General features: G+C 59.8%; 11 protein-coding genes. 8 read left to right on the top strand and 3 right to left on the bottom strand.

All coding sequences use genetic code 11. From position 1 onward, the window contains the following. Positions 1 to 7: 7 nt before the first annotated feature. Positions 8 to 1,741, bottom strand: coding sequence for a glycosyltransferase family 2 protein (locus ABI582_RS13415; RefSeq protein ID WP_442119480.1), 1,734 nt, complete (start codon positions 1,739 to 1,741; stop codon positions 8 to 10). A 93-nt stretch (positions 1,742 to 1,834) separates the two neighbouring features. Here ABI582_RS13415 and ABI582_RS13410 point away from each other — a divergent pair, with 93 nt between their 5' ends. Next, positions 1,835 to 2,308 (top strand): hypothetical protein, encoded by a 474-nt coding sequence (locus ABI582_RS13410; RefSeq protein WP_442119481.1) that lies wholly within the window; start codon positions 1,835 to 1,837, stop codon positions 2,306 to 2,308. Positions 2,309 to 2,603: 295 nt separating this feature from the next. Here the strand turns inward: ABI582_RS13410 and ABI582_RS13405 are convergent, their stop codons facing one another. Both ABI582_RS13405 and ABI582_RS13400 read right to left on the bottom strand, forming a co-directional pair. Further along, positions 2,604 to 4,061: a DUF4214 domain-containing protein gene (locus ABI582_RS13405; protein WP_442119405.1), complete on the bottom strand. Its 1,458-nt coding sequence runs from the start codon at positions 4,059 to 4,061 to the stop codon at positions 2,604 to 2,606. A gap of 17 nt (positions 4,062 to 4,078) precedes the next feature. Beyond that, positions 4,079 to 4,960, bottom strand: a complete 882-nt coding sequence (locus ABI582_RS13400; RefSeq protein WP_084966288.1) for a hypothetical protein — start codon at positions 4,958 to 4,960, stop codon at positions 4,079 to 4,081. Positions 4,961 to 5,521: 561 nt separating this feature from the next. Between ABI582_RS13400 and ABI582_RS13395 the strand changes: the two genes are divergently transcribed. From ABI582_RS13395 to ABI582_RS13365, 7 genes are all read left to right on the top strand, one after another. Next, positions 5,522 to 7,330, top strand: coding sequence for a type I secretion system permease/ATPase (locus ABI582_RS13395; protein ID WP_442119404.1), 1,809 nt, complete (start codon positions 5,522 to 5,524; stop codon positions 7,328 to 7,330). A 12-nt stretch (positions 7,331 to 7,342) separates the two neighbouring features. Continuing rightward, positions 7,343 to 8,668 (top strand): HlyD family type I secretion periplasmic adaptor subunit, encoded by a 1,326-nt coding sequence (locus ABI582_RS13390; protein WP_442119403.1) that lies wholly within the window; start codon positions 7,343 to 7,345, stop codon positions 8,666 to 8,668. Next, the gene (locus ABI582_RS13385; RefSeq protein WP_338746436.1) at positions 8,665 to 10,080 is read left to right on the top strand and encodes a TolC family outer membrane protein; all 1,416 of its coding nucleotides are present in this window, start codon (positions 8,665 to 8,667) and stop codon (positions 10,078 to 10,080) included. The genes ABI582_RS13390 and ABI582_RS13385 overlap by 4 nt, the downstream gene beginning before the upstream one ends. Positions 10,081 to 10,520: 440 nt before the next feature. Then, positions 10,521 to 11,552: a GDP-mannose 4,6-dehydratase gene (gene gmd, locus ABI582_RS13380; protein ID WP_059395268.1), complete on the top strand. Its 1,032-nt coding sequence runs from the start codon at positions 10,521 to 10,523 to the stop codon at positions 11,550 to 11,552. Next, positions 11,552 to 12,448 (top strand): GDP-mannose 4,6-dehydratase, encoded by an 897-nt coding sequence (locus tag ABI582_RS13375; protein ID WP_442119402.1) that lies wholly within the window; start codon positions 11,552 to 11,554, stop codon positions 12,446 to 12,448. The genes gmd and ABI582_RS13375 overlap by 1 nt, the downstream gene beginning before the upstream one ends. Beyond that, a complete protein-coding gene (locus tag ABI582_RS13370; protein WP_338746437.1) occupies positions 12,445 to 13,587 on the top strand; it encodes a glycosyltransferase family 4 protein in 1,143 nt (380 codons plus the stop codon). Before ABI582_RS13375 ends, ABI582_RS13370 begins: the two co-directional genes overlap by 4 nt. Then, on the top strand, positions 13,584 to 14,693 hold the full coding sequence (locus tag ABI582_RS13365; protein ID WP_442119401.1) for a glycosyltransferase family 4 protein: 1,110 nt from the start codon (positions 13,584 to 13,586) through the stop codon (positions 14,691 to 14,693). Before ABI582_RS13370 ends, ABI582_RS13365 begins: the two co-directional genes overlap by 4 nt. Positions 14,694 to 14,756 lie beyond the last annotated feature (63 nt).

Raw genomic sequence — 14,756 nt, 5'->3', positions numbered from 1 at the left:
GCTTGGCTCAGTAGAAAGGTAATTGGGTAATCGGGGCTGCGCCGAGTTCGTCGGCAATTGCCCCTGGGTTAGCGTACAGCGGCACGCCTAGCTCGGCGGAAAGCGCCGCTGCGGGCCAGCCCGCATCTGGGTTTTCAGCCAGGCTCAGTACGGCGTCACAGCCAGCAGCTTTGGCCCGGTCGGCAAATGAGAAGCCAGCTATCTGCGGCAGCAGGTGTACCGTGCCAGTGGCTTGAAGTGATTTCAGCCATGGTGTTTCTGCCTTCGCCAGCAATACCGTGGGCAGTGCCTGACGTGCCAGCTGGCGTGCCAATGCCAGCCATTGGTGGCCTGTTGTGGCGTCGAGGTTGTCGCCGATCAGGATTGCGCGAGGTGTGTCCGCGGGCAGTTCTGCTGGTGTTGGAGTGGCATCGGTCAACACATGGCTATCGGGGAGGGGCGCATACGCACTTTGCAGTGCTTGCCGAGGCAGTTGGCTGCTGGCGGCCTCGCTTGCGAAGCGCTGCCAGTCATACAGAGTATCGTTATGCGGCAGGCGCGGATCGCTGCAAGCAATGCGATAGGGTGTGCCCAGTAGGGCAGGGAGCCTGCACAGTTCAACGGGGCAGCGGTGCAGGCTTTCGAATACGAGCTCGTCTTGAGGTAGCAGGCGAAGCGCTTCTACCAGTTTGTCGAAGTCTTCCGGCAGTTCGAAGTCGAGATTAAGGGGCAGGGCTGCCACAGGCGCCTGCAAGCAGACCCATGTGCGATGTGTGTCATGCTGCCATGTCAGGTTGAACCGGGCGTCGTTGGCCTGCCTGCTATTGAGGTGCAGGGTTTTTCCCCCCCGTGCTGGCCAGTCCCCGTGGCGCTTGCCTGCGTAGCGGGCAAGCTGCGCCAGGCGCGCACGTTGCAGGGCGTCACGTGCCGGCTTTATGGGGTCGCGCAGGCAAAAAGCCTGGTAGCGAGCCGACGCATCCGGGTACCGTTTGCGCAATACAGCGTTGTTCTGCGCAACGCGGAGAATTTTTTCTGCGCCGAATGAAATGCCACCTTGGTGTGCCACAAATACGTTGGGCGCCCCCACGTGCTTCCAGCCGTGGCTGCGCGCGCGCAAGCACCAGTCGGTCTCTTCGCCGTAACCGCGGGCCAGGTGCAGTTCGTCCAGGTAGCCGACCTCGTCCAGTGCCTCGCGTTTGATGTAAAGGCAAAAGCCGCAACCGGTTTCGATATCAACCGGCGGGCTGTCGGTGTCGCGTGCAAGGTCGTCCAGTTCGGCTTGTTCGGCTGCACTGGGCATGTCGTGGCTGACCTGGCTGCGCGGAAAGCTCATCAGCTCGCCATTGTTGGTAAAGGGCGTGGCAGAGGCGATGCTGGCATCGCTGTAGGCGGCCTGGCGCAGGCGGTCGAGCCAGTCACCGTGAACGCGGGTGTCAGCGTTCAGCCACACGACGTCTTTACCAGGGCTCAGCGCCATCCCCCTGTTCATGCTGCGAATAAAGCCCAGGTTCACGGGGTTGTTCACCAATGTGATCCTGCCCTTGCCAGCCAAAACCTTTAGTGCTTTGGCAAGCGCAGGTACCGGAGTGGCGTCTTCAATCACAACCAGTCGATGCGGTGTTCGGTTGCGCTTGCGGGCTTCCAGGGCGCTGTTGATGCATTCCAGGGTTTCATTCAGGCCGTTGTACACCGGTATCAGTACATCTACAGCCTGCGCTTTGCCGTGCGCAGCCAATGGGGCGGGGGGTGTGAATGCCGGCATTGCGAACACGGGGCTGCCAAGCAGGGCGCTGCCATTGGCAAAGCTTACCTTTACCTCGGGTGTCGGGTCGGGTACGCGAATGCGGATGCCCCCGTGTGTGCCTGGCAGCCCGGCTGCACTCAGCAGTGGGTGTGGCGCACTGGCAAGGGTGTCGATTTGCCGGCCATTCACTTCTACTTTCAGGGCTGGGGGGGCTTGCAAGTTGCGCAGGTCAATCGCCCAGCCGTGGATCTCCCGTTGCTCGGGCAGGTAGCGGACGACACCAATGGTAGTCAGTGGCTCTGGCTGCCCCGCCAGCAGTTTGAGCACAAACGCGAGTTCATTGGCAGCGGTGATCTCGGGCAGGTGCGCGAGAATCATATGTCGCAGGGCTGTAGGGGATTCGGAGTGGCTGCATGCCTGCCAAAGCGACATGCGCAGCGCCGGATCGTTGGGCTGCTTGCGCCAGGCTTCAGTAAGGTACCGGCTTGCCAGGTGGGCGTGCCCTTGGGCCAACAGGCTGCGGCCAATAAGTGCGTGAATGTCGGCGCGGTCAGGCAGCGCCTGTGCGGCGTTGCCAAAAAATAAAAATGCCAGCGCAGGCGCATCCGGGAGCGCCTCTATACCCTTCCAAACCTGTGCTTCTGGCCGATACTCGGCGATTTGCAAGGCGCGTTCCAGTACGGCAGCAGCAAGGCCTGCTTCGTTGGCCTGGCGGTGTCGGTGGAAAATATCCATGAGCGTTTCGCGCCCATGGTCGGGGTGTCTGGACATAGGCTTGGCTTTACTACAAAAAATAAAAAGAGGGCGACCCGAAAGTCGCCCCTTTTTGCATACGACCCAGCCTTGCGGCTGGGCGTATCCTTGGCTAGAGCAGGGCTAGTTACACTTGGCCGTGCAGCACAACGACGTTGTCGATGTGCTCAACAGCTTCGGCGGAACCAACGATGCCCAGGGCGACGTCAGCGTGCGAAACGCCGGCAGCCAGAGCTTCGGTCCAGGCAGCTTTGCCAGCTTCGTCAGCAGTACGGCCCAGAGCGGACTGGTACAGAGCGTCGACGAAGTCGCTGTTGGACTTGTCGGATGCTTCAGACGAACCAACGATGGCTTTGGCAACGTCCGCACGGCTTGCGCCGTTGAACAGTGCGTCTACCCAGTTGTTCAGGCCAGCTTCTTCAGCGTCACGGCCCAGTACGTTGACGTACAGGTCGTTCACGAAGGTAGCGTTGGAAGCGTCCAGTTCCTGAGCTTCTGCCGATACTGCGATTGCAGCAGCGATGTCAGACAGGGAACCGCCGTTGGCCAGCAGCTCTTGCCATGCAGCCGAACCGCCTTCTTCAGCGTTGCGACCCAGCAGAGCGTTGTACAGCTCGTTGATGTCGGTAGCGTTGTTGGCGCCAGCGAACTCGGAAGAGTTCAGGAAGGCGTTGGCGATGTCGGACAGCGAGGTGCCAGCGTTGACAGCTTCAACGAAGGTCTTCGCGCCGCCAACGTCAGCGTCACGGCCCAGGATGCCTTGGTACAGGCGCAGGGCAGCTGCTTCGTCGTCGCTGTGAGCCAGGGCCACAGTTTCAACAGTGTCACCGTTGACGAAGGTCAGGAACTCAGCGTTGCTGATCGAAGCGGTTTGGCCAACACCTGGAGCAGCGCTGGTCAGGTTGACGTTGAAGCCGTTGCCGGTGGCGAAGTTGTAGTCGTCACGCGAGCCGTCCAGCTGCACTACGTCGTAGCCTGCGCCAGTGTCGACGATGTCAGCGTGGTTGGTGCCGCTCAGCACGACGGTGTCGTTGCCCGAGCCGGTCTTCACGTTGTTGTTGCCAGCGCCAGCGATAACGGTGTTGTTGCCGTTGCCGGTAACGATGGTGTCGTTGCCGTCACCTGCGTCGATGTGGGTGTTCTGGTCGCCGTTCACGGTGATCACGTCATCGCCGTTACCGGTGGTCACTACCAGTTCGATAGCGCTGTCATCGGCAGTTACGGCGATGTCAGCAGCAGCGAAGGCAGCGAAGGTAGCAGGGGCAGCGGAGTTGCCCTGCAGGGTGACAACCAGGTTGGCATCGCTTTCCAGGATGTAGGTGCTAGCGCCAGCGGCTTCGGCAGCGGACAGGTCCAGAGTGACCTGGTCGCCTTTCTGGCCAGCGATCGCGCCGGTTACTACCTGAGTAGGGGCGTTGGTTGGCAGCTGCAGGTTAACGCCATCGAACGAAGCCACACCAACGGTGGTGTCTTCGCCGGTCAGGTTCAGCAGCGAGCTGATAGCGGCAACGGTGCCGGCCGACAGGGTGGAGTTGTCCAGGTGCTCTTGCAGCTGGGAGGCCGCTACGGGGTTATCGTATTGCATGATTTGTTCCTGTTACTTCAAGCCAGTTGGCTTGCTGCACTGATTTTCTGCTGAGGCGCAGAGTTTTCCCACGGAGATTTAGAGCGGGCAGCGTTCATCTTCGTAACGGGAGTAATGGCGATATGCAGCGCCACCAGCGGCTCGTTGCCGCTGGGGCCATGCATCATCTGATTGGTTACCAGGCGCTGTGGCTCGGCAGTGCCGAATGCGATCAGGCCGGTTAATTCGTAGTGCTTGCGCAGGGGGCCTACCAGGCTGAAGCCTGCGCAGATCAGGGGCAGGCCCTGGCCGCGGGCGCCTACGAAGGTGCCCGTGGCAACATTGCGGCTGGGGCCGGAGCCGGCCACCATGCAGGTGTAAAGCAAATCGACCCCGGCCGGCTTGTTCGGCCACTCAATGGCAAAGCCTTCAATGAAGTATTCGCTTTCGGGTGCGCCTACCCAGCCTTCGCTGGACACCACTTCGCCTGCGTGCTGCAACTGGGCGGTGACCACCAGGGGCATGGGCGCGTTGTTGTCGGCGAGGGCTTGAGCGGGTTCGGCGGTGGCGACCACAGCGAAGGTGCGCATGATGGCAGGGGAGGTATCGATGCGGTCGATGCGCAGGTCGATAGGCTCGATCACGTCGTCGAACATGTGATATTCGGTGATCAGTACCGTCGTCACGCCGCCTTTGACGCGTGCCACGATGGTGTCGCCGAGCTTGGTCAGCATGTTCTTGCTGATACCTTCGGCGGGGAAGAAGTCGATGGAGCCTTTGCCCAGCGGCGCCTGCTGCAGCGCAATGCACACGGGCTTTTCGGCAGGAGGTTGCGAGGCGTAACGGAAGATGTACATGCCAGGCTCAAGCAGCGTCACACGTGAGCTGATCTTCAGGCCGTCAAGGGTCTGTGATGGCATAGACATGGCGTTGTTAAGCTCCTTTTAAGCAAAAACACTGGCAGCTAACTTGCTCAGACCCGTGCATACACTAAACGGCCAGTGATGGCTCCCTGCGAGTTGCGAAGATGCAGTCAGAGGGAAAAGATGTCAACCAAAGATTCTAAAAAAAATTTCATGCGCCAATGGAACTTACGCAATCTTGGAGCGTTCCCAGTGCCCGTTTCTGGAATTCCTGAGTGTGGCGCTGGGCTATCATTTTGATTCTAAAATGCCTTGGGAAACAGGTATTTGGGTTATTTGATGAGGTTTTCACGTCTTTTTCAAGTTTAGATGGCGCAGGTCTCCAGTCTCTCAAGGCAGGATTGCGCCGTTTGTCGGCTTGCAAATCCGTGATAGTGGCCATTTGCTGGTTTCGGTCAGTATCCCCGATTGCATTGGCCCCAACCCACTTGGCTGAAAAATTCATGTTCGCATGCAACTCGTCGGCCAGGCGGGGTGTTTCAAAGATAATCTGACACGCTGCCCCTTTGTGTGGGTGGTACACTGCCCGCCGCTTTCGCCTTTCTCAGTATGGATACCATGAGTTCACAATCCGACAACAACCTGCATGCCGCCCTCAAAGCCTGTAAAAGCAGCTTTCTCTCGGTCGGCTTTTTCAGCTTCTTCGTCAACGCCCTCATGCTGGTGCCCACCTTCTTCATGATCCAGGTGTCGGGCCGCGTCGTACCGTCAAGCAGTAGCTCCACGTTGCTTATGCTGACGTTGATCCTGACGGTGTTGGTTGTGACGATGGGCGCGCTGGAGTGGGTGCGCTCGCGCATCATGGTCAGGATCAGCAATCGGCTGGACGTGATGCTCAGCCGTGACGTGTACCGCGCAAGCTTCAAGCGTGCGCTGACCAGTGGTGGGGCAGATGCGACAGCGCAGTCACTCAATGATTTGACGTCGTTGCGACAGTTCTTTACCGGGCCGGGCCTTTTTGCATTCTTCGATGCGCCGTGGTTCCCCATCTATACCATTGTCATGTTCCTCTTCCACCCCTGGTTCGGCTGGATGACCCTGGCGTGTGGTGCAGTGCTGACCATCCTCGCCGTGGTCAATCACCGGATGACTGGCAGTGCGCTGGCGAACGCGAACAAGCAAAACGTGGCCTCCAACGTGGTTACCACCAAGACGCTGCGTAATGCCGAAGTCATCGAGTCCATGGGCATGCTCGAAACCTTGATGAACCGTTGGGCCAAGCGTCAGCGCCAGATCATGATGCTGCAGTCCGAGGCGAGCGATAAAGGTGGGGTGGTCAGCTCCACGTCCAAGACGTTCCGGACCTGGTCGCAGTCCATCATGCTGGCTATCGGTGCGTACCTCGTTATCACGCATGAGATCAACCCGGGGCTGCTGATGGCCGGTTCGCTGCTGCTGGGCCGGGCGCTTGCGCCTATCGACCAGATGATCGGCAGCTGGAAGGGCTTCGTGGCTGCCAAGGTCCAGTACGATCGCCTGAGCAAGGTGATGGACGATCTGAAAAACGAGCCAGAGCGCATGCCTCTGCCAGCGCCTGAGGGTCACATCCAGGTGGAGAACCTGATCGTAACCCCGCCGGGTGCCAAGTCGCCGGTGTTGCGCAGCATCAGTTTCGTGGCGCCAGCCGGCTCCATTGTCGGCATCGTCGGCCCCAGCGCTGCGGGCAAGTCCACCCTGGTACGTGCGCTGATGGGCATCTGGCCGCCGCAGCACGGTGTGGTGCGTCTGGATGGTGCCGATATCGCAGCTTGGGACAAGCAAGCGTTGGGCCCCTACGTCGGTTACCTGCCGCAGGATATCGAGCTGTTCGAAGGCAGCATCAGCGAGAACATCGCCCGCTTTGACAAAGTCGACCCGCAGAAGGTGGTCGAGGCTGCGCAGATGGCTGGCGTACACGAGATGATCCTGATGCTGCCAGACGGTTACGACACCGTCATCGGCAGCGACGGTGTGAACCTCTCCGGCGGCCAGCGTCAGCGCATCGGCCTAGCACGCGCCATCTATGGCAAGCCGCGCCTGGTCGTGCTTGATGAGCCTAACTCGAACCTCGACGATGTTGGCGAGCGTGCCTTGGGCATTGCCCTGCAAAAGCTTAAAGAGTCGGGTGCAACTGTATTCATTGTCTCGCACCGCCCCAATATTCTCACCCGCCTGGACCGCGTGCTGGTCATGGCCGGCGGTACCATTTCGCTTTATGGCGAGCGCGACCGCGTTATCGCCGAACTGGCGCAGCAGGCCAAGGCCCAGCAGCGCGTTGCCCAGCCTGCTGCACCTCAGCCGCCGGCGGCTGCCCCGGCAGCACCTAACCCCGCTCCACCTGCGGCCCCAGCCGCTGCGCCTGCCGTCACGACCAGCACTGGCGCTTGAAAGGATTCCTAGATGAGCAGCAAAGCTATCACCACGTTCGACCACAATTTCGATGACATGCCCACCTCCGATCGTGGCATTCGCCGCATCGGGCTGACCATTGTGTTTGTCACCTTCGGTATCTTCGGCACTTGGGCCGCGTTTGCGCCATTGAGCAATGCCGTACACGGCGCCGGTACTGTGACGGTGCAGAATTACCGCAAGACCGTGCAGCACCTGGAGGGTGGCATCGTCAAAGAGCTCTTCGCCCGTGATGGCGACCTGGTTAAAAAGGGTGACCCCCTGATTGTGCTGGATGAGTCTCAACTGAGTGCGGAGTACGAATCCACCCGCAACCAGTTGATTGTGGCCCGCTATAAAGAAGCGCGGCTGCGGGCTGAGCGTGACGGCATGGGTACCATCCCGGCTGTATCCATGGAAGGTACCGATTCGGATCGGGCCGTGGAGGCGCTGGCCGGCGAGCAGCAAGTGTTCAAGGCCCGTCACGATTCTTTGCAGGGGGAGATTTCGGTCAACCGCGAACGTATCGAGCAGATGAAGCAGCAAATTGCTGGCCTGAACGACATGATTCGTACCAAGCGCAGCCTGGAAAAGTCCTACACCGGTGAAATCAAGCAGCTGAAAGAGCTGCTGGCGGAAGGCTTTGTCGACAACCAGCGCCTGCTGGAGCAGGAGCGCAAGCTGGACATGTTGAAGACGGAGGTTGCTGATCACGAATCGACGATCACCAAGACCAAATTGCAAATCGGGGAAACCGAACTGCAGATCGTGCAGTTGAAGAAGAAGTTCGATTCAGATGTGGCCAAGGAGCTGTCGGACGTGCAGGCTCAGGTGTTCGACCTTCAGGAAAAGGAAGCAGCCCTGCGCGACCGCCTTTCTCGTGTGGTAATTCGCGCGCCGGAAAGCGGCATGGTGCTGGACATGAAGGTGCACACCATTGGCGGTGTGGTCAGCGCGGCTACGCCCTTGCTGGACATTGTGCCTGCTCAGTCCGAACTGGTGATCGAAGCCAAGGTGGCGACCAAGGATATCGACCGGCTCGAACTCGGCAAAACTGCCGATATCCGCTTCTCCGCATTTAACAATGCCACCACCCCTGTCATCGAGGGTAAGTTGACGCGCATCTCTGCAGACAGCCTGATCGAGGAACGCACAGGCGACGCGTATTACCTGGTGCGGGTGAAGGTGACCGAAGACGGCATGAAAAAGCTCGGCAACCGCAAGCTGCAGCCCGGCATGCCAGCCGAGGTCCTCATCAACGCAGGCGACCGCACCATGCTGCAGTACCTGTTGAAACCGGCGCGCAACATGTTCGCTGAATCGCTGATCGAGGAATGATTGTGCTGCGTTTGCTACCTGGAGTAATGATGTGCATGGTCGCCTGGCAGGCGGTGGCCGTGGAAGGGAAGGGTGCGGTAGGTGAGCAGCCGAAAGGGGTTTCGGCATCCACGTATGCGTTGGACCTGTCGGGGTTGTACCGCGAAGCGCGCCTGGAGGACCCGCGGGTTCTCGCCGCCTACGCGCGTGCGCGCTCTGCCAACGAGCAGCAGCGGGCGGCACTCGGCGGTTTGCTGCCACAAGTGGCGGCCAATGCCAACTCTAGCCGTATCCTGCGCAAGAATGAGGCTGAGCGAGACCTTTATAATACCGAGACCTACTCGCTCAGCCTCACCCAGTACCTGTACAACAAGCCGGCCTGGGAGCGTTACCAGAAATCCAAGAGCGTGAAAGACCAGAAAGGTCATGAGGCCGAAGATACCTTGGCAGAGGCCACGGTCGACCTCGCCAAGCGCTACTTCGTGGCACTGGCCGCAGACGACGAGCTGGCGCTGGTGCAGGCTGAGCGGCGGGCGACCCAGAAAAACCTCGACCGCGTCAGCAGCATGTTCGATCGGCAAATGGCCAAGATCACCGACAAGCTCGACATGCAGGCGCGGGTGGACTTCTTGCTTGCGCAAGAAGTGGAAGCACGCAACCAGGTGCAGGTGAGCCGAGAGGCCCTGGCCGAGATCGTCGGTCGGCCGATTACCGAGCCGCTCAGCCGCGTACGCAACGACGTGGCATTGCAGGCTCCGACCCGGCCCTTGCAGAACTGGGTAACCCAGGCAGTTGAAACCAACCCGTTGCTGAAGTCGTATCAAAGCGGGGCGGAGGCGGCCAATGCGGCGGTACGCGAGGGTAAAGGCGAGCACTATCCGCAGCTGTCGTTGAGCTTGAGCGCGCAGCAGAACGACCAGGGCTACGACAACACCCAGGCGCCGCGCAGTGACAGTTATGTGGCTTCGCTGGGGGTGAAAATCCCGATCTACAGCGGTGGCTCTACATCCGCGCGGGTGCGTGGCCTTTACGATGACCAGCTGGCAGCCGAGGAGCAGCTGGAAGGCGTGCGGCGTCAGGTGGTCAAGGAAACCACCACCGCTTATCTGACTGCACAGGCTGCGGTCGAGAAGATTCGCGCTAACCGTAATGCACTGTCATCGGCGCAGCAGTCCAGCGTTGCCGCGCAGAAGGCGTTCACCTTCGGTGTGGTCAATGCCGTGGATGTGCTCACTGCCGTGCAGAACGAATTCAAGGCGCGGCGCGACCTGCTGAAGACACAGTACGACTTCATCACCAACCTGTTCCTGCTCAACCGTTGGGCGGGGGAGTTGACGCAGGAAAGTGTGGATAACGTCAATGTGTGGCTAAGCCCCGTGCCGGAAACCAGCTTGCCGGGTGGCGAGGTTGCGCGGGTGGATGCACGCAGCTGATCGGGCTGCGGGTGTTCGTCTTGGGTATGAGGGTGGGGCAAATATCGAGCGCCGCCCGCGCGGCGCATCGCGAGCTGCGCTCGCTCCTACGTTTGTTTCGGGCCAATCATTCCTGTGCCATTTGCACGCGAACGCCTTGGCAAACCCCAACAACCGTCCGGTTCGGAATCTTCCTACACGCTTTGAAGTGGCGGCATCGGGTCGTGGCACTTATTCTCCCTTCCTTGGCGCCAAACCGTTCGGTGGCGCCTGCCCTGCTTTGGGCGGTTCCAGGCGCCCCGGCAGCTGCCAGCTTGCGTCGCGCCAGTACTTTGTAAGTCGAGTAGTGCGTACGACCTATGTATACTTCGGCATGGAACCGAAAATGCGTGGCTGGAACTGCCCGCATCACAACCTATTAACACATGCCCGCACGGCACTATCGGAGTTGGTTAAGTCGCATGAAAGCAATCGTTACTGGGATCACTGGTCAAGACGGCGCCTACCTGGCGGAACTGCTGCTGGAAAAGGGCTATACAGTCTATGGCACCTATCGTCGTACCAGCTCGGTTAACTTCTGGCGCATCGAGGAGTTGGGCATTCACACCAACCCTAACCTGCACCTGGTCGAGTACGACCTCACCGACCTGTCGGCCAGCATTCGCCTGCTGCAAACCACCGAAGCCACCGAGGTATACAACCTCGCTGCGCAAAGCTTCGTTGGCGTATCGTTCGAACAGCCACTGACCACCGCCGAAATCACCGGCCTGGGTGCTGTGAACCTGCTGGAGGCCATCCGTATCGTCAATCCGAAGGCACGTTTCTATCAAGCGTCGACTTCGGAAATGTTCGGCAAGGTCCAGGAAATCCCGCAGGTCGAGACCACCCCGTTCTACCCGCGTAGCCCTTACGGTGTGGCCAAGCTGTACGCCCACTGGATGACCATCAACTACCGCGAGTCGTACAACATCTTTGCCACCAGCGGCATCCTGTTCAACCATGAGTCGCCACTGCGCGGCCGTGAGTTCGTGACCCGCAAGATCACTGACTCCGTGGCCAAGATTAAGCTGGGCCTGCTGGACAAGCTGGAGCTGGGCAACCTCGATGCCAAGCGCGACTGGGGCTTTGCCAAAGAGTACGTGGAAGGCATGTGGCGCATGCTGCAGGCTGAACAGCCTGATACCTTCGTACTTGCCACCAACCGCACCGAAACCGTGCGTGACTTCGTGTCCATGGCGTTCAAGGCTGTCGGCATCGAAATCAAGTGGAGCGGCAAGGACGAGGCCGAGCAGGGTACCTGCGCCGCCAGCGGCAAGGTACTGGTCGTCATCAACCCGAAATTCTACCGCCCGGCCGAAGTCGAGCTGCTCATCGGCAACCCCGACAAGGCCAAGCAAGTGCTGGGTTGGGAACCGAAAACCAGCCTGGAAGAGCTGTGCCGCATGATGGTCGAAGCCGACCTGCGTCGTAACGAAAAAGGGTTCTCGTTCTGATGCAAATGGCCAGTAAACGCGCGCTGATTACAGGTATTCACGGGTTCACCGGCCGCTACATGGCGGCCGAATTGCGGGCCAGTGGCTATGAAGTTTTCGGGACTGGGAGCCAGCCTTTGCAGGCCCCCGACTATCGTCAGGCCGATCTGACCGATGGGCCGGGCCTGCGCGCGTTGCTGGCCGAACTGCGGCCAGATGTCGTCGTGCATCTGGCTGCCATTGCTTTCGTCGGGCATGGTGCCGCCGATGCGTTCTATCAAGTCAACCTGATAGGCACACGGAACCTGCTCGAAGCCATTGCGGCCTGCGGCAAAACACCAGAATGCGTGTTGATTGCCAGCAGTGCCAACGTCTATGGCAACGTTTCCGAAGGGATGCTGGGCGAACAGACCCCGCCGGCGCCGGCCAATGATTACGCGGTCAGCAAGCTGGCCATGGAATACATGGCGCGGCTGTGGTGTGACCGGTTGCCTATCGTCATCACGCGTCCTTTCAATTACACCGGTGTTGGGCAGGCAGAAAACTTCCTGCTGCCCAAGATCGTTTCGCACTTCCGCCGCCAGGCTGACACCATCGAGCTGGGCAATCTGGATGTGTGGCGAGATTTCAGTGACGTACGTGCAGTCGTGCGTGCGTATCGTGGCCTTATAGAGGCACGCCCCTTGGGGCAGGTGGTCAATGTGAGTTCGGGTTCTACCCACTCGCTGCGTGAAGTTATCGCCAAATGCTCCGCCATTACTGGGCATGCCATCGAGGTGCAGGTTAACCCGGCATTTGTTCGCGCCAACGAGGTGAAGACCCTGTGCGGCGATAACAGTTTGCTGAAAGCGCTGGTGCCCGGCTGGCAAACCCCCTCGCTGGATGACACCCTGGGATGGATGCTTGCTGGTAAATGAAGCTCATCCTTTCTGTCGAGCCGGTACGCTTCCCACTGACCGGTATCGGGCGCTATACCTACGAGCTGGCCTCGCGCCTGCAACAAAACAGCGAGCTTGAAGAGTTGCGCCTGTTCGCCGGGCGCAGGTTCTTGCAGGCGCTGCCCCAGGCTACGGACAAGTCGGATGCGGTGCATGGCTTGAAGCGTCTGGTGCAAAAAAATGCGCTGGCGGTGGAGGCCTATCGCCGCTTGATGCCGTATTTGCGCGAGCGAGCGTTGCGTGGCCATGACGACTTCATCTATCACAGCCCCAATTATTACCTTCCGTCGTTTGCCGGCCGCACCGTGGCGACGTTCCATGACCTGTCGCCCTTCACCTGGGCGCATTGCCACGCGCCACAGATTGCCCGCTATTTGCAAAAGGAGCTCAAGCTGACACTTGAGCGTGCAGATGCGCTGATCACCGATTCCAGCTATACCCGGCAGGAACTGGCAGATTATTTTGCCTGGCCGATCGAGCGTATCCACACTGTTCCGTTGGCCAGTTCGCCCGAGTTCCACCCTCGTTCGCCTGAGGCATTGCGCGAAGTTTTGTCGCGTCACGGCCTTGAGCAGGGTGGCTATAGCCTGTTCGTCGGCACCATCGAGCCGCGTAAGAATATCGAGACGCTGCTGGATGCGTATGGTCGGTTGCCCCTTGCATTACGCCAACGCTGGCCGTTGATCCTCACGGGCTACCATGGCTGGCGGAGTGAGGCGATCCATGCCCGCATTGCCCAGGCGCAACAGCAAGGCTGGGCGCGCTACCTCGGTTTCGTTGCCAGCGAAGACTTGCCCCTGCTATTTGCCGGGGCACGGCTCTTCACCTTCCCTTCCCACTACGAAGGGTTTGGCTTGCCCGTGCTCGAGGCCATGAGCTCAGGGGTGCCTGTGGTGTGCTCCAACAGTTCTTCGCTTCCGGAAGTGGCAGGCGCGGCGGCGTTGATGTGCTCGCCCGACGACGTCGAAGGCCTGACTGGGTTGCTGTGCCGGGGCCTGGAAGACGAAACCTGGCGTGCGGACGCGGTGCAGCAGGGGCTGATGCATGCAGGGCGCTTCTCGTGGGAACGCTGTGCACAGGAAACCATCGAGGTCTATAAATCGGTCAGCGAACGATGATCAAGGTCCTGCATTTTTTCAAAACCTATTACCCCGACTCCATGGGTGGCATCGAGCAAGTCATCTTCCAGATTGCAGAAGGCACTCGAGCCCATGGCGTGCAGCCAGAGGTGCTTTACCTGAGCCCGCGTGGCGCTGCCCGCAACGAAGCAGTGGCCAATCATGTAACGCACCGCTCCAAGCTTGATTTGCATGTGGCTTCGACGGGGCTGTCGCTGTCGGCCATGAAGGATTTTGCCGAGTTGGCCGCCCAGGCTGACATTATCCACTACCACTTTCCTTGGCCCTACATGGACCTGGTGCATTTCCTGGCGCGGCTGAACAAGCCGACGGTGGTCAGCTACCATTCCGATATCGTCAAGCAGAAGTGGCTGTTGAAGCTGTACCAGCCGTTGATGAACCGGTTTTTTTCCAGCGTTGACCGAGTGGTGGCGTCCTCGCCCAACTATGCTGCGCATAGCCCGGTCCTGACGCGTTTCAAGGAAAAGGTCGAAATCATTCCCTATGGCCTTGATCGTGCCACCTACCCCAAGGCATCGGCTGAAAAACTGGCTTATTGGCGAGCGCGCCTGGGCGAGCGCTTCTTCCTCTTCGTCGGCGCCCTGCGCTATTACAAGGGGCTGGATTACCTGCTGGAGGCCGCGCACATCAATCGGCTGCCGGTGGTGATCATGGGTGGCGGCTTCCTGGAGTCGCAGCTCAAGGCCCAGGCGCAGCAGAAGGGGCTGGACAATGTACAGTTCCTGGGTGGCCTGGGGGATGACGACAAGGCGGCGTTGCTTGAGTTGTGCTATGCCTTTGCCTTCCCGTCCCACCTGCGCTCCGAGTCATTCGGTATCTCGCTGCTGGAAGCGGCGATGTATGGCAAACCGTTGATCTCCTGTGAAATGGGTTCTGGTACAACCTTCATCAACCTGGCTGGCCAGACCGGTCTTGTGGTCCCGCCGCGTGATGCCGCAGCGCTGGCTCAGGCCATGCAGCGCTTGTGGGATGAACCGCTGTTGGCGCAAGCCATGGGCGCCAAGGCGTTGCAGCGGTACGAAGAAGTATTTACCGCATCGGCAATGGCCAGTGCGTATGCCAGCCTCTACCGTAGCCTGTTGTAAGCGCTTACCCGGCCCTGGGGCTACGTTGCCTTGCAGCCTCGGTGGCACTTGGGTGAATTGAGA

The organism is Pseudomonas sp. SAS7 (assembly GCF_052112345.1).
Classification (GTDB): domain Bacteria; phylum Pseudomonadota; class Gammaproteobacteria; order Pseudomonadales; family Pseudomonadaceae; genus Aquipseudomonas; species Aquipseudomonas putida_Q.
The sequence above is the reverse complement of the archived record's forward strand: the minus strand, read 5'-3'. Positions and strand labels throughout refer to the sequence as shown.